Below are 16314 nucleotides of genomic sequence, written 5' to 3' on the forward strand. Positions count from 1 at the left end.
GGCTGGTCACCGATCTCGGTCTCGCGGCCATCGTCGTCACCCACGACCTCGCGGTGGCGCGCCTCCTGTCGCAGCGCATGATGGTGATGAAGGACGGCCGCGTCGTCGAAAGCGGCCTCACCGACCGCGTGCTCGACGATCCGCGCGCGCCCTACACGCAATTGCTTGTTTCCTCGATTTTGCAGGTGTGACGATGGCGCCAAGGCACCCCCCTCTGGCCTGCAAACTAACGACTGGAGAACCCTCTGATGCCGACCCCGCTCGTTGTCTCCGACGTTGCCAAGAGCTTCACCATGCACCTGCGTGACGGCATCAAACTGCCGGTCGTCGCTGGTGTCTCGTTCTCCATCTGGGCCGGCGAATGCACGGTGCTCGGCGGCCCGTCCGGTGCCGGCAAGAGCTCGATCCTGAAAATGCTCTACGGCAATTATGCCGTCGACGAGGGCCAGATCATCGTCACGCACGATGACGCGCTGATCGATCTCGCCAACGCCAGTCCGCGCACCGTTCTTGCCGTGCGCCGGCAGACGATCGGCTATGTCAGCCAGTTCCTGCGCACCGTGCCGCGCGTCTCGGCGCTGGATGTGGTTGCGGAGCCGCTGGTCGAACGCGGTGAGGACCGTGAGGCGGCAAGAAGCAAGGCGCGCGCGCTGCTGGCGCAGCTCAACCTGCCGGAGAAGCTCTGGGCGCTGCCGCCGGCAACCTTCTCCGGCGGCGAGCAGCAGCGTGTCAACATCGCGCGCGGCTTCATCACCGAACACCCGATCCTGTTGCTCGACGAGCCGACCGCCTCGCTCGATGCGAGGAACCGCGACGTGGTGATCGAACTCATCGCCGCCAAGAAGGCGGATGGCGTCGCCCTGCTCGGCATCTTCCACGACCACGACGTGCGCGAGGCGGTGGCCGACCGCATCATCGACGTCACCGCTTTCGCTCCGGGAAAACTCGCCGCATGACCAGGAAATTGTCGGAGACGCCGCTGGTTCACCCGACAGCGGAGGTGCACAATTCCACGCTCGGCCGCTGGACCGAGATCGCCGACCGCAGCCGGGTCTCGGAAAGCGAACTCGGCGACTATTCCTACATGATGCAAGACTGCGCCGTCTGGTGCGCGACGATCGGCAAGTTTGCCAACATCGCCGCAAGCGTGCGCCTCAACGCCACCAACCACCCGACCTGGCGGCCGACGCTGCACCACTTCACCTACCGCGCCTCCGATTATTGGGACGACGCCGAGCACGAGAGCGAATTCTTCGCGGAGCGTCGCGCCAAGCGCGTCACCATCGGCCACGACACCTGGCTCGGCCATGGCTCGACCGTCCTGCCCGGCATAACGGTCGGTGATGGCGCGGCGGTTGGCGCTGGAGCGGTCGTATCGAAAGATGTCGCCCCCTACACGATCGTCGCCGGCGTGCCGGCAAAACCGATCCGCGAGCGCTTCGACCGCAGAACGGCCGAACGCTATCAGGCACTCGCCTGGTGGGATTGGGATCACGCTCGGCTGCGTGCCTCACTCGACGATTTCCGGGAACTGTCCGCCGAAGCCTTCCTGGAGAAATACGAGGGATAGCTCCTCACATCGTCGTCATGGGAACTCGTTCATATCCTTGACACACGACTCGGACACGAGGCCATCTCCCCAAGGAGATCGCAATGCCCGACACAATCAGCCCCTCGCTCGCTGGATTCTTTGCCGGCTCCAACCCGACGCCACCGGCGCATCTTGGCACGCGCTACGACACGTCGGGCAACTTCCTGATCGAGCCCGGCAACACCGTCGTCAGCCATCTGGTCGGCGGCTCGCCGTCGCAGGCCGTGGTGCTTGCGGTGCGCGAGAAGATGAGGGCGATGCCCGATGCTGATCGGCTGGCCTTCACGCCCGTCTCCAGCCTGCACATGACGCTGTTCCAAGGCATCATCGAATACCGCCGCCGCTTGCCCTACTGGCCGCAGGATGTGCCGCTCGATACCAGCATCGACGCCATGACCCGCCTTTACCTGGAACGCTTGAAGGATTTCCGGGGCTTCGGCCCGTTCAACATCAAGGTGGTCGAAATCGTGCCCACCGGCCTCACCGTTGCCGGTGCGACGGACGAGGATGTGCGCATCATGCGTCAATGGCGCGATGCGCTGGCGGTGCCGTTCGGGTACCGGCACCCCGATCACGACGCTTACGTCTTCCACATCACCCTCGCCTATCAGATCCAGCGTCTTGCCGACGACAGGGCGGCCGCGTGGCAGACGCTGTTCGACGATTGCCTGGCGCTTCTCGCGCGCCAGGCGCCGGTGATCGAGATCAAGCCGCCCGCCTTCTGCAGCTTCCGCGACATGGAGCATTTCGAGGAATTGCTGGTCCTCGGCTGATCGCGCGGAAACGGGCGCATGACGCAGCGCCTGTGGAGCGTAACAAAACTGACATCCAGGCGACATGGCAGGTTCATGTGGCTGCGTTAGGCGAGAAGCCTGACGATCAACATGGTCCTGACGGGAACCTGCCCATGCCAGCAACCTCAGCCACGCTCGAAATCCGCGGCGTCACCCGACGATTTGGCAAGAACACCGCTGTCAGCGATATCAACATCTCGATCCCGCAGGGTCAGATGGTCGGCGTCATCGGCCGTTCCGGCGCCGGCAAATCGACCCTTCTTCGCATGATCAACCGTCTCATCGATCCCAGCCAGGGGTCGATTTTTTTTGACGGCGCCGAAGTCTCCCAGTTGCGCGGCTCGCCGCTGCGGCGCTGGCAGCGCGACTGCGCCATGATCTTCCAGCAGTTCAACCTGGTGCCGCGCCTCGACGTGCTGACCAATGTGCTGCTCGGCAAGCTGAACCACCGTTCGACGATATCGAACCTTTTCGGCATGTTCTCCCGCGCCGAATGCGCCGAGGCCGTCGCCGCCCTTGAGCGGCTCGACATCGCCCGCACCGCACTGCAGCCCGCCGGAACGCTATCGGGCGGACAGCAGCAGCGCGTCGCCATCGCCCGCGCCATGATGCAGCAGCCCAGGGTGATCCTCGCCGACGAGCCGATCGCCTCGCTCGACCCGCTCAATGCCAAGGTGGTGATGGATTCGCTGCAGGACATCAATCTGCGCGAGGGCATCACGGTCGTCACCAACCTCCACACGCTGGATACCGCCCGCACCTATTGCAACCGCATCATCGGCATGGCGGCCGGCAAGGTCGTCTTCGATGGCGCGCCGGAAGAGCTCGACCGCGAGGCCGTCCGCCTCGTCTACGGCGCCGACAGCAATGGTGGCGAGATTTCGGAGGCCATCACCTCCACCAGCGTTGCCTTCAAGCGAAAGATCGCCGCATCCGCCGGACCGCTCGAACCTGCGTTTCCAGGTTACTGAGTTCAAGAAAAGAGCGGCTCGGATCGTCCGCCCGCGTCAAGGGCACCTGTCAAAATCGATAACGCTGCCGGCGCGGGGCCGGAACCTACAGGAGAGATATCAATGTTCAGGAAGATGGTTCTCAGCGCCGTTTCGGTGCTCGCCATGGCCACCAGCATGGCCCACGCCGCCGACATGAAGGAATTCCGAGTCGGCATTCTCGGTGGCGAGAACGAAACCGACCGGCTGCGCAACTACCAGTGCCTGGCCGACCATTTGAAGGCTGAATTCGGCTTCGAAAAGGTCTCGCTGTTCCCGGCCGCCGACTATGACGGCGTCATCCAGGGCCTGCTCGGCGGTACGCTCGATTTCGCCGAACTCGGCGCTTCCGGCTACGCCAGCGTCGCGCTGAAGGACCCGAAGGCCGTTACCCCGATCCTCACCACCCAGCAGACCGACGGCGCCACCGGCTATTATTCGATCGGCCTGGCACTCAAGTCCTCCGGTATCACCGACATCAAATCGGCCAAGGGCAAGAAGCTCGGCTACGCCGATCCGGATTCGACCTCGGGCTACCTGATCCCGCTGACCCAGATCCCGAAGGACACCGGCGCTTCGAACGAGACCTTCTTCGCTTCGACCCAGTTCAACGGCGGCCACGAGAACAACGTCCTGGCCGTGCGTGACGGCAAGGTCGACGTCGCCGTGGACGATTCCTCGGGCATCGGCGACTTCAAGAACGGCTACACTTCGGGCACCTTCCACAAGGAAGTCGCCAAGGGCGCCGTCGACCCCAACGACTTCGTCGAAGTCTGGCGCTCGGGCCTGATTCCGAACGGCCCGCTGGTCGTGCGCACCGCGCTTGGCGACGACATGACCGCCAAGCTGACCGCCTTCTTCACCGACCTGCCCAAGAAGGACAAGGCTTGCTTCGAAGGCGTGGAAGGCGGCGATTTTACCGGCTACGTTCCGGTGAAGGCGGACTTCTACAACGTCATCGTCGAAGCCCGTAAGGCAGCCATCGGCGGCTAACGGCGAAATCGGAAAGGGCGGCGCTGAAAACGCCGCCCTTTTTGCATCTCCGATCATGACCCTTTCCGTGACAGCCCCCTCTTCTGGCGCTACCCACCAGATGGCCGATGCCTGGCGACGGCAGACGTCGTTGCGCCGGTTCTATACCGCCCTCGGCGTCGCGCTGCTGCTTGTCGCCATGCTCGCCAGCATGTGGTTCGCCGACGAAGCCAATGCCGGCCATTTCTTCGACCGGCTGCCGCACATCCTGGATTTCCTGAGCTGGCTCGTCCCCAAGGACTGGAACGACGTCTGGCGGGCTTTGTTCGACATCGCCTCGCCGCATGATACCGGCACCCAGGAATTCAACTTCCCGCTTGGCCGCGTCTATGTCTGGGGCGGTTTCTACATCCCCGAATATTTCGAGCTGATGCTGACCACGGTGAACGTGGCGCTGGTCTCCACCTTCATCGGTTTCGTCTTCGCCGTGCCGTTCTCCTTCATCGCCGCGCGCAACCTGACACCGCACCCTGTGCTGCGGCTTGTCGTCAAGCGCTTCATGGAGCTGCTGCGCGCCTTCCCCGAGATCGTCATCGCCGGCCTGTTCGCGGCCATCGTCTCGATCGGCCCGGTGGCCGCCATCATCGCCATCGGCCTGCATTCGATCGGCGCGTTGGGCAAGCTGTTCTACGAGATCAATGAGAACATCGACATGCGGGCCGAGGAAGGCCTGCGGGCGGTTGGCGCCAACTGGTTCGAGCGGGTTCGCTTTGCCGTCCTGCCGCAGGTTCTGCCCAACTTCATGTCCTACACGCTGCTGCGGATCGAGATCAACGTTCGTATCTCCACCATCATGGGCGCGGTCGGCGGCGGCGGCATTGGCGAGGAGCTCAAGCTCTCCATCTCGCGCGGCTTCGGCGCCAAGACGCTGGCGCTGGTGCTGCTCCTTTTCACCACCATCTTCATCGTCGACCAGTTCTCCGCCTGGCTGCGCCGCAAGCTCGTCGGCGAGCAGGCCTTCGTGATGGGGGCTTAGACCATGGTCCCGAAAAGTGGAGGCCGGTTTTCGGAAGAGATCATGGTCAAACAAAAAGATGAATCATGGCGACCATGACGTCAGACGAAATCAGCGCGATCGAGGACCGCTTTCCGCAGGTGTTCCGGCGCCCGGCCTACAAGCGCTTCGGCCCGCTGTTCCTGCTTCTGGGCACGGTGCTCTACCTCGCCTATGCGATGTGGTTCTTCAGCCTGCCGCAGGTGCTGCGGGAATCGCACTGGGAGCGCCTGCCGCTGTTCCTGTCGCAGTGGGTCAGCTACGATCTGCAGCCGGAGTTTCGCCTCGACCAAGCCGAGATCACGCCAAAGTATCCGCGCTTCTCCGCGCTTGGCGAGAACCCGAACCCCGACTGGGTGATCAGGAACCCGGACGGCACGTTCACCGTGCAGATCGACGGGCCGGCTAAATCCGTCACTTTCGACAAGGCGCAGGCGACGATCATGGCCAACGGCCAGACCGTGCCTGTCGCGCTGACCAGCGGCAAGCCGATTATCTCAGGCCCGGAGCCGGACTGGATCACCGCGCATGACGACGAAGTGGTCGCCAAGATGGGCTTCGCCGGCGAGGTGCGCGTCACCGTCGACCGCGTCAAAGTGCGCAAGCGCTTCCTCGGCTGGGCGAATTTCGTCTTCGACACCCGCTCGCCCTTCTTCGGCAAATCGGCGGGAGACGTGGTCTCGCTGATCGTGTCCGGGCCGCAGCTGAAACCCGGCACCTCGAACCTCGCGCTTGCCGGCGACAACATCTGGAACAACGCCCAATGGCAGCACGGCGACGTCTGGACGAAGCTGCTGCAGACCATCGTCATGGCGTTTCTCGGCACGCTGCTCGGGGGCATCGTCGCCTTTCCGCTGGCATTCTTCGCCGCCCGCAACATCACGCCGAGCGGATTGCTGAGCCAGGTGCTCAAGCGTTTCTTCGACTTCATGCGCTCGGTCGACATGCTGATCTGGGCATTGTTCTTCACCCGCGCCTTCGGGCCAGGGCCCCTGGCCGGCAGCGCCGCGATCTTCTTCACCGAGATCGGCACGCTCGGCAAAACCTATTCCGAGGCGTTGGAGAACATCGACGACAAGCCGCGCGAGGGCGTCGTCTCGACCGGCGCCAACGGCCTTCTGGTGCAGCGCTACGGCGTGATACCGGAAGTGGTGCCCGTGTTCATCAGCCAGACGCTCTACCAGTGGGAATCCAACACCCGCGGCGCCAGCATCATCGGCGCCGTCGGCGCCGGCGGCATCGGCCTGAAATTATGGGAAGCGATGCGCACCAACTCCAATTGGGCCAACGTCTTCTACATGGTGCTGCTGACGCTGGTGGTGGTCTTCATCTTCGACAACATCTCCAACTTCCTGCGCCGCAGGCTCAGCCGGACGATCCACGATTACAACAGGATCCAGGCTGAACAGGGGTAGGCATCTTCCAGAATGCGGCGAGATGTCGGCGGGACAGCACCCCCCTCTGGCCTGCCGGCCATCTCCCCCGCAAGGAGGGAGATTGGCAGTTTCACAGGTGGCGCCTCCATTGCAACACTGGAGACTGGCGAAAGCCAGCACAACATCCGATCTCCCCCCTTGCGGGGGAGATGTCCGGCAGGACAGAGGGGGGTGTGAAGGAACGCGGCGTTCGTTGGACGGCGGCATTGTTACCTAAGCCGCCCCTCTCCACCCATCCTTGATATGCTTATACCCATCCCGATAAACCGCTTCCGGCGTCTCGGAAAAATCGCGCCACACCTTGGTCGCCGCCGCCAGCTCCTTCAGCGAACGTCCGAACGCTTCGATCGTCAGCCAGTCGTCATAACCGCTCTTGCGGATCGCCGCGAACGTCTCTTTCCACGGAATGTTGCCGCGTCCCGGCACACCGCGATCGTTTTCCGAAATATGGACGTGCACGATATTGCGGCGGTGCTTCGTGTAGGCGCCAATCGGATCGGCCTCTTCGATATTGGCGTGGAATGTATCGTACATCGCCTTGATGTGCGGCCGGTCGATGGAGTCGATATGCTCCGACAGGTCGGCCATCGTGTTGAGAAGATAGCATTCGAAGCGGTTCAGCGCCTCGAGCCCGATGGTGACCCCCCGCTTGCCGGCATGGTCGCCGATGACGCGTTGCGACGCCACCGAGCGTTTCTTCTCGGCGGCAGTCGGCCCGGAACCGGAAAAGGCGCCGAGCGTCGAATGCAGCGGGCCGCTCAGCGTGCGGGCGCCAAGCGCCTCGGCGCAATCGACAGCCCATTTCATGTAGTCGATACCGGCCTTGCGCGTGGCCGCATCGGCCGAGATCAGGTTCATCGCCGGATCGCCCATCGCCGAAACCGCCGTCCGCTCCAAGCCGATGCGGTCGAGCAGGTCGCCCAACTTCCTGTAGTCGTCCGGCGTGCCGGAAAAGATCGGTATCTCGACGCCATCGAAGCCGGTCGCCTTGATGTCGCGTAGCAGCGGCTCGTGCTTCTTAGACACCGCCGTCGTCCACAAGAACATGCACATGCCGATTTTCATCGACTCCCCTCCCCATTTGACGGCGCACTGGCTGTTCCGCCAGCTTCGCGCCATGCCCCCATCCGGCCGCTTCGCGGCCACCGTCTCCCCAAGGGAAGGCGCGCGCCTACAGCTTCGTCCACGCCCCATTCTTCTTCGACGACTTCACGCAGGCCTCGATGAAGGCCATGCCCTCGACGCCGTCGGCGATCGTTGGGAAGACGACATCCTTTGCCGGCTTGCCGCCCTTTCTGCGCGCTGCCCGGATGGCGCGCGCGGCTTCCTGGTAGATATTGGCGAAACCTTCGAGATAGCCCTCGGGATGGCCCGAAGGAACGCGGCTGACGCGGCCCGCCACCGGCAGCGCGCCGGCACCGTTGCGGGTGATCAATTGCTTCGGCTGTCCGAATGGGGTGTACCAGAGATAGTTCGGATCGGCCTGCACCCATTCCAGCCCGCCCTTCGAGCCATAGATGCGCAACTTCAGGCCGTTCTCATGCCCGGGCGCCACCTGGCTTGCCCAGATCATGCCCTTGGCCGGATGCGTCTTGCCGGCGGGCTTGAAGCGCAGCATGACGTTGACATTGTCGTCGAGCAGCCGCCCCGGCACGAAGGCGTCGAGATCGGCAGAGAGCGAATCAAGTTCCAATCCGGAGACGAAGCGGGCGAGATTGTAGGCATGCGTGCCGATGTCGCCCAGCGCACCGCCCGCACCCGCCTGCTTCGGATCGCCGCGCCAGGATGCCTGCTTCTGGCCGGTGGCGGCGAGGTCCTCGGTCAGCCAGTCCTGCGGATATTCGGACTGCACGATGCGGATGTCGCCGAGCATGCCCTTGGCGACCATCTCGCGCGCCTGCCGCACCATCGGATAGGCGGTGTAATTGTGGGTCAGCACGAACACCTTGCCGGTCTTCTCGACGATCGCCGCGAGCTTCTTCGCCTCGGCCAGCGTCGTCGCCAGCGGCTTGTCGCAGATCACGTGGATACCGGCCTCGAGGAAAGCCTTGGCCGCCGGCACGTGGACATTGTTCGGCGTCACGATGGCCACCGCCTCGATGCCGTCGGGACGTTTGGCCTCGGCCTTGGCCATTTCGGCATAGGACGCATAGCTGCGGTCCGGGTCGAGCCCGAGTTCGGCGGCCGAAGCCTTGGCGCGCGCCGGGTCGGACGACAGCGCGCCGGCAACCAGCACGAAATCATTGTCCAAGCGCGCCGCGATCCGGTGCACCGCGCCGATGAAGGCGCCCTGCCCGCCACCGACCATGCCGTAGCGGATCGGGCCGCCTCCCGTCTCCGACTTCGATGCGCCGACCATGTCTTTCTCCCTCATGTCCGAAATATCATTCCCTCGATGGAGGGAAGCCGCGTCAAATTCCCATCATGGCGCGCAACAGCTTCTTGTCGGTGGTGCCGGCGGCGAAATCGTCGAATGCCTTCTCCGTCACCCGAATGATGTGGTGCTGGATGAAGGGCGCCCCTTCGGCAGCACCGTCTTCCGGATGCTTCAGGCAGCATTCCCATTCCAGCACCGCCCAGGAATCATAATTGTACTGCGTCAGCTTGGAGAAGATGCCGCCGAAATCCACCTGCCCGTCGCCGAGCGAACGGAAGCGGCCGGCACGATTGGTCCAGCTCTGATAGCCGGAATAGACGCCTTGCCGGCCGGTCGGGTTGAACTCGGCGTCCTTGACGTGGAAGGCCTTGATGCGCTCGTGGTAGATGTCGATGAATTCGAGATAATCGAGCTGCTGCAGCAGGAAGTGCGACGGATCGTAATTGATGTTGCAGCGCTTGTGGCCGCCGACCGCGTCGAGGAACATTTCGAAAGTGGCGCCGTCGAACACGTCCTCAGAGGGGTGAATTTCGTAACCGACATCGACGCCATTGTCCTCGTAGACGTCGAGGATCGGCTTCCAGCGTTTGCCGAGCTCGCCAAACGCTTCCTCAATGAGTCCAGCCGGCCGCTGCGGGAACGGATAGAGGTAAGGGAAAGCCAGCGAGCCGGTAAACGACACAGAAGCATTCAGTCCCAGATTGCGCGATGCTTTGGCGCCGAACTTCATCTGTTCGACAGCCCACTTCTGCCGGGCTGCGGGATTATTGTGCACCGACGGCGGCGCAAAGCCATCCATCTGCGCGTCATAGGCCGGATGAACCGCGACCAGCTGTCCCTGCAGATGCGTCGACAGTTCGGTGATCTCGACGCCGGCGTCAGCGCAGATGCCCTTCACCTCGTCGCAATAGGCCTTGGAAGACGCCGCTTTCTCGAGGTCGAACAGGCGTGCGTCCCAGGTCGGGATCTGCACGCCCTTGTAACCGAGACCCGCGGCCCATTTGGTGATCGAAGCCAGCGAATTGAACGGCGCCGCATCGCCCGCGAACTGCGCCAGAAACAGTCCAGGGCCCTTCATTGTCATTGGCATCGGCATCCTCCTCATTTGTCGCGACCAAGCATAGCGCCGATTGGAGGCAGGGCCAGCCATTTTGGTCTTCTCGCATCGGGCGCTTTGCAGGCACTGCCATTCTGGTATTACCAAATGAGCAAATTTGGTCAAGCCTCCCAATGCGCCGCCAAAGCCCTCCAGTTACTCAAAATGATGGCATATATCGCAATATAATCAATAGAGTAATCCGCACGAAAAGTTGCGATGCCGCGCTTCTTGCCGTCCCGGGGAATTTGCTGTAGACCTCATTTAAGGCCCAATTGGTCGAACCAGTTTGCAAGGAAAAGGCTGGGGATGCCTTGGGGAGGAACCCTTGCGTCGCCTTTCGGCGATGCATGTCGCAGGCAAACCATACGGACGAATTTTGGGAAGGACGGACCATGCATCTTTCGACGCACAACTGGATGCGCGCGGAACCCCTGGAGACGACGCTCAAGCGCATCAAGAAATTCGGCTACGAGTCGATCGAGATTTCCGGCGAGCCCGAACAATACAAGACCAGCGAGACGCGGGCGCTGTTGAAGGAACATGGCATCCGCTGCTGGGGCGCGGTCACCTTGATGCTGGGCGAACGCAACCTCGCCGCCAGGAACCAGGGCCAGCGCGAGCGCTCGGTGCAGTATGTCAAGGACGTGCTGACCATGGTCAGCGAACTCGATGGCGAGATCATCACGCTTGTCCCCGCGACCGTCGGCAAGGTGGTGCCTGACGGCACCGAGGAAGAGGAATGGAAGTGGGTGGTCGACGCGACCCGCGAATGCTTCACCCACGCCAAGAAGGTCGGCGTCAAGATCGCGGTCGAGCCGCTGAACCGCTTCGAGACCTATCTGTTCAACCGTGGCGCCCAGGCGCTGGCGCTGGCCGACGCGGTCAGCCCCGAATGCGGCGTCTGCCTCGACGCCTACCATATCCACATGGAGGAATTTAACGTCCACGACGCCATCCGCCAGGTCGGAAAGCGCCTGTTCGACTTCCACGTCGCCGACAACAACCGCTTCGCCGCCGGGCTGGGCCAGATCGACTGGCCCAGGATCGTCGCCACCTTGAAGGAAGTCGGCTACGACGGCGCGCTGACCAACGAGTTCGTCGCTCCGGTCGACCGCACGCCGGCGGCACCCTATCCCGAAATGGTCGAGCGCCACCCGGTCGATATCTCGCCTGAGCAGCTGAAGTTCATCCAGGACCACGGCTCCAGCGTGCTCACCGAAAGATTTTACACCGACCAGATGCGCATCACCGCCGAAACGCTGCTGCCGCTGATCAAGTAGTCGACTGCTTTGGGATTTTGCCCTTTCGCCCTGGCCGGCGGCAGGGCTGGGGAAAAATATGCGCATCAAGACCGTCCAAGCCTGGTGGGTCCGCATCCCGATCGAAGCCGCTCGGCAACACCGCAGCGACTTCGGCCAGGTCACGACCTTCGACGCCGCCATCCTGCGCATCGAGACCGATGATGGGCTGATCGGCTGGGGCGAAGGCAAGAACGCCGCCGGCAGCGCCGGCAGTTACGGCGCCCTTGTCCACATGCTGAACCATGAGGTCGGGCCGCAACTGATCGGCCGCGATCCGGCCGATATCGGCGTCATCTGGGAAATGCTCTACAACGGCGTGCGCCACGACAGCGCCGCGCGCACCGGCCATGCCATGCCGCAGCTGGCGCGGCGTGGCATGAGTGTCGCCGCCATCAGCGCCGTCGACATCGCGCTCTGGGATATTCTGGGCAAATCGCTGGGCGTCCCGGTCTGGCGGCTGCTGGGTGGCCGCAAGGCCGACCGTATGCAGGCCTATGCCTCGGGTGGCTGGGCCGCCGCCGATGCCATTGGCGAGCAGTTGAAGTCCTATATCGCCCGGGGCGGCTTCAAGGCGCTGAAGATGCGGGTAGGCGCCATGGATGGCGCCGCGCACATTTCCGCCGCGCGTGTCCGCGCCGCACGCCAGGCGCTCGGTCCCGATGTCGAACTGATGGTCGACGCCCACGGCACCTATACGGTCGCCGAAGCAAAGCGCTTCATCCATCTCGTCAACGACCTCAATCTCGCCTGGTTCGAAGAGCCGATCATTGCCGATGACAAGCCGGGCATGGCTGAAGTGCGCGCCTCGGGCGCCGTCCCGATCGCCACCGGCGAAAGCGAGGCGACGCGCTATGCCTTCCGCGACCTCGCCGTGCTCAAGGCCGCCGACATCTTCCAGCCGGATCCCGCCTTCTGCGGCGGCATCAGCGAGGCGATGAAGATCGGCACCATCGCCAGCGCCTTCAACCTGCGCTTTGCGCCGCATCTGTGGGCCGGCGCCCCCTGCTTCTTTGCCGGGCTGCATGTCTGCGCCGCGTCGCCGGCGAGCTTCACGGTCGAATATTCGCTCGGCGCCAACCCGATGATCCACGATCTGATCGAAGAGACTGTCGAAGCAAGGGACGGTATGATAGCGATCCCCGAAAAGCCGGGTCTGGGATTCACCATTTCGGAGCGGTTCCTGGAGGCGCACGCGCAACGCAATTGACGATGAAAGAAAAGAACCTCCTCGCGGAACTCGCCGCCTATCTGTTCTCCCACTCGGACAAGGAGACCGGCCGGACACCGTCGGAACGTGAGCTGGCGGAGCATTTCGGCGTCAGCCGGGGCCAGATCCGCGAAGCGCTCGCCATCCTCGAAGCCATGCGGATCGTCGAACGCCGTGCCAAGTCCGGCATCTACATCGACACCAAGCAGGCGAGCGTCGAGGCGCTGGCGCTGTTTGCCCGTGCCGGGCTGCCGCTCGATCCGCTGCAGATTTACGAGACAGTCGAGTTGCGCAAGATCCACGAGATCAAGGCCGCAGAACTTGCCTGTTCGCGTGCCACCGAGGAAAATTTCGAACGGCTGCGCGAAATCCTCAGGGCTTCCGAGGAGCGCATCGCCGCCGGCGAGGGCCTTGCCAAGGAGGACCGCGAATTCCATCTCGAGATTGTGCGCGCCACCAAGAACAGCGTCTTCCACAACATCTGCAGCGTCTATTATCTGATGGGCGAGCAGCGCCTGCCGATCTATTTCAACGACCCCGAACGCAGCGTTCGCTCGCATGCCGAACACGTGCAGATCTACGAGGCGCTGCTGCGCCGCGACGGCAACCTCGCCCAGGCGCTGATGAGCGCGCATTTGCAGGGCGCTGAAAGCTACTGGAAGGGCCTGATCGAAGGCGGCATGGCTGCTGTTCCGCCGAACCCGGCGCTCGAAAAGGCCTGACCGTGGCCCAGCCAAAGATCCTGTCGACCCATCCGCTGCACCCGCGCGCCGCGGCCAAGCTGGCGGGCACCGGCCAGCTTGTGATTGCATCGGCGCTCGATGCCGACACCCTGATCAGGGAGGCCAGGGATGCCGACATCGTCATCGTGCGTGCCCCGCTGCCGCCGGCGCTGTTCGAGGGTGCCTGGAAGCTGAGGGCGGCGATCCGCCATGGCGCCGGGCTCGACATGATCCCGATGGAGGCGGCGGCCGCCGCCGGTGTGCTGGTGGCCAATGTGCCGGCGGTCAATGCGCGCTCGGTTGCCGAACACGTCATGTTCACCGCACTTGCCTTGCTTCGGCAATTCCGCAGGGTCGACCGAGACCTGCGCGCCAAAGGCTGGCTTGCCGGGCGCGAGCATGCCAACGCCAACATCGAACTCGCCGGCAAGACCATCGGCATCGTCGGCCTTGGCGCCGTCGGCCAGGCTGTCGGCCATATCGCTGCGCACGGCTTCGACTTGAAAGTGGTGGCCACGACGCGCAGCATGCAGCCAGCGCCGGAAAAGGTCGGCTTCCTGTCGATCGACGCGTTGGTCGAGCAGAGCGACATCATCGTGCTCTGCTGCCCGCTGACGCCGGAGACGCGCGGCCTGATCAGCCGCGAGCGCATCGCCCGCATGAAACCCAATGCGCTGCTGATCAACGTGTCTCGAGGCCCGGTCGTCGATGATGAGGCGTTGATCGAGGCCCTGCAGAAGCGCCGTATCGGCGGTGCCGCGCTCGACGTTTTCTCGATGCAGCCGCTGCCGTCAAATCATCCCTATTTCGGCTTCGACAACGTCATCATCACCCCACATATGGCGGGCATCACCGAGGAATCGATGATGCGCATGGGCGTCGGCGCCGCGGGCGAGGCCCTGCTCGTGCTGGCTGGCAAACTGCCGGTCAACCTGCGCAATCCGGACGTGGTCGATCACTACCGGCGGCGCTTTCCGCTCGACATATAGCGCATCGCGGTTTCGCCCCAATTCTCCGCAACGCTGGGAGCCATGTCCAGTCTTCCTCTCGTTCTGACTGTTGTCGCTTCGTCGATCTTCGCTCTGCCGGCACTCGCCGCAGGCGAAAGCAGTTATGTCTATTGCGACAACGGGCTTCGCTGCTTCAAGGCGCCCTGCCTGTCGAACAGCGCGCTCGACCTTGCCACTGGCACGATCATCAAGGGAGTATCGATCGACACCAGCGGATTGCCGCAGGCCGACAAGGCGATAACGGACCAGTCCGACATGCTCTACAGCGGAAAGATCATCGTCAGGGGTTCGATCGAGCGGCGTACCCAAACCATCGCCGGCAAGGACTACAGCCTGCCCTGGCTGGTCGCGACCCGCATCGTGCGCACCGCCAAGGACAGTGAACGCAAGCACTGTTCGTCGCATTGATCCGCCATCAGCGGTTCGCTGCCGACTGCCGATCAACCACCCAGCAGCCTCTCCACTTCAGCGGCAATCCGCAAAAGACGGCGATCATGGCCATTGCGCGCCACCAGCATCAGCCCCGCGGGTAGCGTCATGCCGGGCATCGGCAGCGAGATCGCGCAGAGGTCGAACTGGTTGGCGACCTGCGTGTTGCGCAGCAGCAGGCCCTCTATGTGATCGCGCAGCTCGGCATTCTCGGCCATCGATACGATGGTTGGCGCCATCATCGGCGTCGTCGGCAAGGCCAGCACATCGACCGATGTCAGCCGCTCGTCCATGGCGGCGGCCAGCGCGGCGCGGCGGCGCAAAGCCCTGATGTAGACCGGCGTCGGTATGGCGGCTGCCCGCGACAAAGGTCCGCTGACATGTGGATCGACCGGCACCGGTGCTCCCGCCGCCAGCCAGTCGGCATGGATTTCAGCCCCTTCCATCGCGGCGATCGAGCCACGTTTGGTCGCCGCGCGCATTTCTCCAAGCAGATCGTCTATCGACATGTCAGCCAGGCGCGCACCGGTCTGTTCGATCGTGCCGAGACAATGCTCGAACGCCGCGGTCACCCCGCTTTCCGTTTCTCCAAAAAGAATGCCGCGCGGAATGCCGATGCGAAGGCCTGAAAGCGGGATCGGCGCCAGCTCGGCCGGCACATTGCCGGCCATCACGGCATCGGCAGCGGCACACTGGGCTACCGTTCGAGCGAGCGGCCCGATCGAATCCAGAGTGCCAGATAGTGGGAAGGCACCGGTCAGCGGCACGCGCCGCGCCGTCGGCTTGAAGCCAACGACACCGTTGAGCGATGCTGGTATGCGCACCGAGCCGCCGGTGTCGGAGCCGATCGATATTTCGCTCGTCGCCTCGCCGACGGAAACGCCGGCACCTGAGGACGAACCGCCGGGAATGCGGCTGGCATCGACGGCATTGCCTGGCGTGCCGTAGTGCATGTTGTCGCCGATCGCGGTGAAGGCGAATTCGGTCATGTTGGTCTTGCCGATGATCACCGCGCCGGCTTGCCGCAACCGGCTGATGATGGCCGCGTCGCGCGAAGCAGGCATGGCGGTTTTGCGCATCAGCGAGCCGGCCGTGGTTGGTTCGCCGGCGACATCGAACAGATCCTTCACCGAGACGATGGTGCCGTCGAGCGGTCCCAACGTCACGCCGGCTCGGCTGCGGGCATCACTGGCATCGGCTGCCGCTCGCGCCGCTTCGGCGTAGAGCTTGGTGAACACGCGTTCCTCACCGGCACGAGCGGCAAGCCGCGCCAGGATGATTTCCAGATGATCGCGGGTTGATTGCATTTTCGGTGTCGGGCTCCGGACGCCTC

Annotated in this window: 16 protein-coding genes and 1 pseudogene; 13 read left to right on the forward strand and 4 right to left on the reverse strand. The window is 63.6% G+C overall.

Annotated elements, in window-relative coordinates; all coding sequences use genetic code 11:
- The 8 genes and pseudogenes from phnK to phnE (X741_RS138400) all read left to right on the forward strand — a co-directional run.
- A pseudogene (gene phnK, locus X741_RS0136070) lies at positions 1-191 on the forward strand (phosphonate C-P lyase system protein PhnK); the annotation flags it as partial.
- A 57-nt stretch (positions 192-248) separates the two neighbouring features.
- Entirely contained in the window at positions 249-956 is a 708-nt protein-coding gene (phnL, locus tag X741_RS138430) for a phosphonate C-P lyase system protein PhnL (RefSeq protein WP_023780598.1), read from the forward strand.
- Positions 953-1570, forward strand: coding sequence for a DapH/DapD/GlmU-related protein (locus X741_RS138425; protein WP_023780599.1), 618 nt, complete (start codon positions 953-955; stop codon positions 1568-1570). The genes phnL and X741_RS138425 overlap by 4 nt, the downstream gene beginning before the upstream one ends.
- A gap of 83 nt (positions 1571-1653) precedes the next feature.
- On the forward strand, positions 1654-2364 hold the full coding sequence (locus X741_RS138420) for a DUF1868 domain-containing protein (RefSeq protein WP_023780600.1): 711 nt from the start codon (positions 1654-1656) through the stop codon (positions 2362-2364).
- Positions 2365-2498: 134 nt separating this feature from the next.
- A complete protein-coding gene (gene phnC / locus X741_RS138415) occupies positions 2499-3356 on the forward strand; it encodes a phosphonate ABC transporter ATP-binding protein (protein ID WP_023780601.1) in 858 nt (285 codons plus the stop codon).
- A gap of 102 nt (positions 3357-3458) precedes the next feature.
- Positions 3459-4367, forward strand: coding sequence for a phosphonate ABC transporter substrate-binding protein (phnD, locus tag X741_RS138410; protein ID WP_023763978.1), 909 nt, complete (start codon positions 3459-3461; stop codon positions 4365-4367).
- 55 nt (positions 4368-4422) lie between these two features.
- Positions 4423-5382: a phosphonate ABC transporter, permease protein PhnE gene (gene phnE / locus X741_RS138405; protein WP_023780602.1), complete on the forward strand. Its 960-nt coding sequence runs from the start codon at positions 4423-4425 to the stop codon at positions 5380-5382.
- Positions 5383-5447: 65 nt separating this feature from the next.
- On the forward strand, positions 5448-6815 hold the full coding sequence (gene phnE / locus X741_RS138400; RefSeq protein WP_023780603.1) for a phosphonate ABC transporter, permease protein PhnE: 1368 nt from the start codon (positions 5448-5450) through the stop codon (positions 6813-6815).
- Positions 6816-7049: 234 nt separating this feature from the next.
- Here phnE (X741_RS138400) and X741_RS138395 read toward each other — a convergent pair whose 3' ends face one another.
- From X741_RS138395 to X741_RS138385, 3 genes are all read right to left on the reverse strand, one after another.
- Positions 7050-7901, reverse strand: coding sequence for a sugar phosphate isomerase/epimerase (locus X741_RS138395; protein ID WP_023780604.1), 852 nt, complete (start codon positions 7899-7901; stop codon positions 7050-7052).
- A 106-nt stretch (positions 7902-8007) separates the two neighbouring features.
- Positions 8008-9195 carry a Gfo/Idh/MocA family oxidoreductase gene (locus X741_RS138390; RefSeq protein WP_023780605.1) on the reverse strand — a complete coding sequence of 396 codons (1188 nt, stop codon included), beginning with the start codon at positions 9193-9195 and terminating at the stop codon, positions 8008-8010.
- Positions 9196-9247: 52 nt separating this feature from the next.
- On the reverse strand, positions 9248-10303 hold the full coding sequence (locus X741_RS138385) for a sugar phosphate isomerase/epimerase (protein WP_023780606.1): 1056 nt from the start codon (positions 10301-10303) through the stop codon (positions 9248-9250).
- 401 nt (positions 10304-10704) lie between these two features.
- On the opposite strand from X741_RS138385, the gene X741_RS138380 reads away from it, so the two are divergent.
- From X741_RS138380 to X741_RS138360, 5 genes are read left to right on the forward strand one after another with little or no spacing between them, the layout of a single operon-like run.
- The gene (locus tag X741_RS138380) at positions 10705-11592 is read left to right on the forward strand and encodes a sugar phosphate isomerase/epimerase (RefSeq protein WP_023780607.1); all 888 of its coding nucleotides are present in this window, start codon (positions 10705-10707) and stop codon (positions 11590-11592) included.
- Positions 11593-11650: 58 nt separating this feature from the next.
- The gene (locus X741_RS138375) at positions 11651-12820 is read left to right on the forward strand and encodes a mandelate racemase/muconate lactonizing enzyme family protein (RefSeq protein WP_023780608.1); all 1170 of its coding nucleotides are present in this window, start codon (positions 11651-11653) and stop codon (positions 12818-12820) included.
- Between the two features lie 2 nt (positions 12821-12822).
- Positions 12823-13542, forward strand: a complete 720-nt coding sequence (locus tag X741_RS138370) for a FadR/GntR family transcriptional regulator (protein ID WP_023763971.1) — start codon at positions 12823-12825, stop codon at positions 13540-13542.
- 2 nt (positions 13543-13544) lie between these two features.
- A complete protein-coding gene (locus tag X741_RS138365) occupies positions 13545-14531 on the forward strand; it encodes a hydroxyacid dehydrogenase (RefSeq protein WP_032928420.1) in 987 nt (328 codons plus the stop codon).
- A 42-nt stretch (positions 14532-14573) separates the two neighbouring features.
- Entirely contained in the window at positions 14574-14960 is a 387-nt protein-coding gene (locus X741_RS138360) for a hypothetical protein (RefSeq protein ID WP_023780610.1), read from the forward strand.
- Between the two features lie 32 nt (positions 14961-14992).
- Here X741_RS138360 and X741_RS138355 read toward each other — a convergent pair whose 3' ends face one another.
- Positions 14993-16288, reverse strand: a complete 1296-nt coding sequence (locus X741_RS138355; protein ID WP_023780611.1) for an amidase — start codon at positions 16286-16288, stop codon at positions 14993-14995.
- Positions 16289-16314: the final 26 nt, after the last annotated feature.

This window comes from Mesorhizobium sp. LNHC221B00 (assembly GCF_000502935.1).
GTDB lineage: Bacteria > Pseudomonadota > Alphaproteobacteria > Rhizobiales > Rhizobiaceae > Mesorhizobium > Mesorhizobium opportunistum.

Bases quoted from the DNA above. Each gene is read 5' to 3' on its own strand.
- phnL (WP_023780598.1), top strand. From the start codon at position 249: ATGCCGACCCCGCTCGTTGTCTCCGACGTTGCCAAGAGCTTCACCATG.
- X741_RS138425 (WP_023780599.1), top strand. From the start codon at position 953: ATGACCAGGAAATTGTCGGAGACGCCGCTGGTTCACCCGACAGCGGAG.
- X741_RS138420 (WP_023780600.1), top strand. From the start codon at position 1,654: ATGCCCGACACAATCAGCCCCTCGCTCGCTGGATTCTTTGCCGGCTCC.
- phnC (WP_023780601.1), top strand. From the start codon at position 2,499: ATGCCAGCAACCTCAGCCACGCTCGAAATCCGCGGCGTCACCCGACGA.
- phnD (WP_023763978.1), top strand. From the start codon at position 3,459: ATGTTCAGGAAGATGGTTCTCAGCGCCGTTTCGGTGCTCGCCATGGCC.
- phnE (WP_023780602.1), top strand. From the start codon at position 4,423: ATGACCCTTTCCGTGACAGCCCCCTCTTCTGGCGCTACCCACCAGATG.
- phnE (WP_023780603.1), top strand. From the start codon at position 5,448: ATGGCGACCATGACGTCAGACGAAATCAGCGCGATCGAGGACCGCTTT.
- X741_RS138395 (WP_023780604.1), bottom strand. From the start codon at position 7,901: ATGAAAATCGGCATGTGCATGTTCTTGTGGACGACGGCGGTGTCTAAG.
- X741_RS138390 (WP_023780605.1), bottom strand. From the start codon at position 9,195: ATGGTCGGCGCATCGAAGTCGGAGACGGGAGGCGGCCCGATCCGCTAC.
- X741_RS138385 (WP_023780606.1), bottom strand. From the start codon at position 10,303: ATGCCAATGACAATGAAGGGCCCTGGACTGTTTCTGGCGCAGTTCGCG.
- X741_RS138380 (WP_023780607.1), top strand. From the start codon at position 10,705: ATGCATCTTTCGACGCACAACTGGATGCGCGCGGAACCCCTGGAGACG.
- X741_RS138375 (WP_023780608.1), top strand. From the start codon at position 11,651: ATGCGCATCAAGACCGTCCAAGCCTGGTGGGTCCGCATCCCGATCGAA.
- X741_RS138370 (WP_023763971.1), top strand. From the start codon at position 12,823: ATGAAAGAAAAGAACCTCCTCGCGGAACTCGCCGCCTATCTGTTCTCC.
- X741_RS138360 (WP_023780610.1), top strand. From the start codon at position 14,574: ATGTCCAGTCTTCCTCTCGTTCTGACTGTTGTCGCTTCGTCGATCTTC.
- X741_RS138355 (WP_023780611.1), bottom strand. From the start codon at position 16,288: ATGCAATCAACCCGCGATCATCTGGAAATCATCCTGGCGCGGCTTGCC.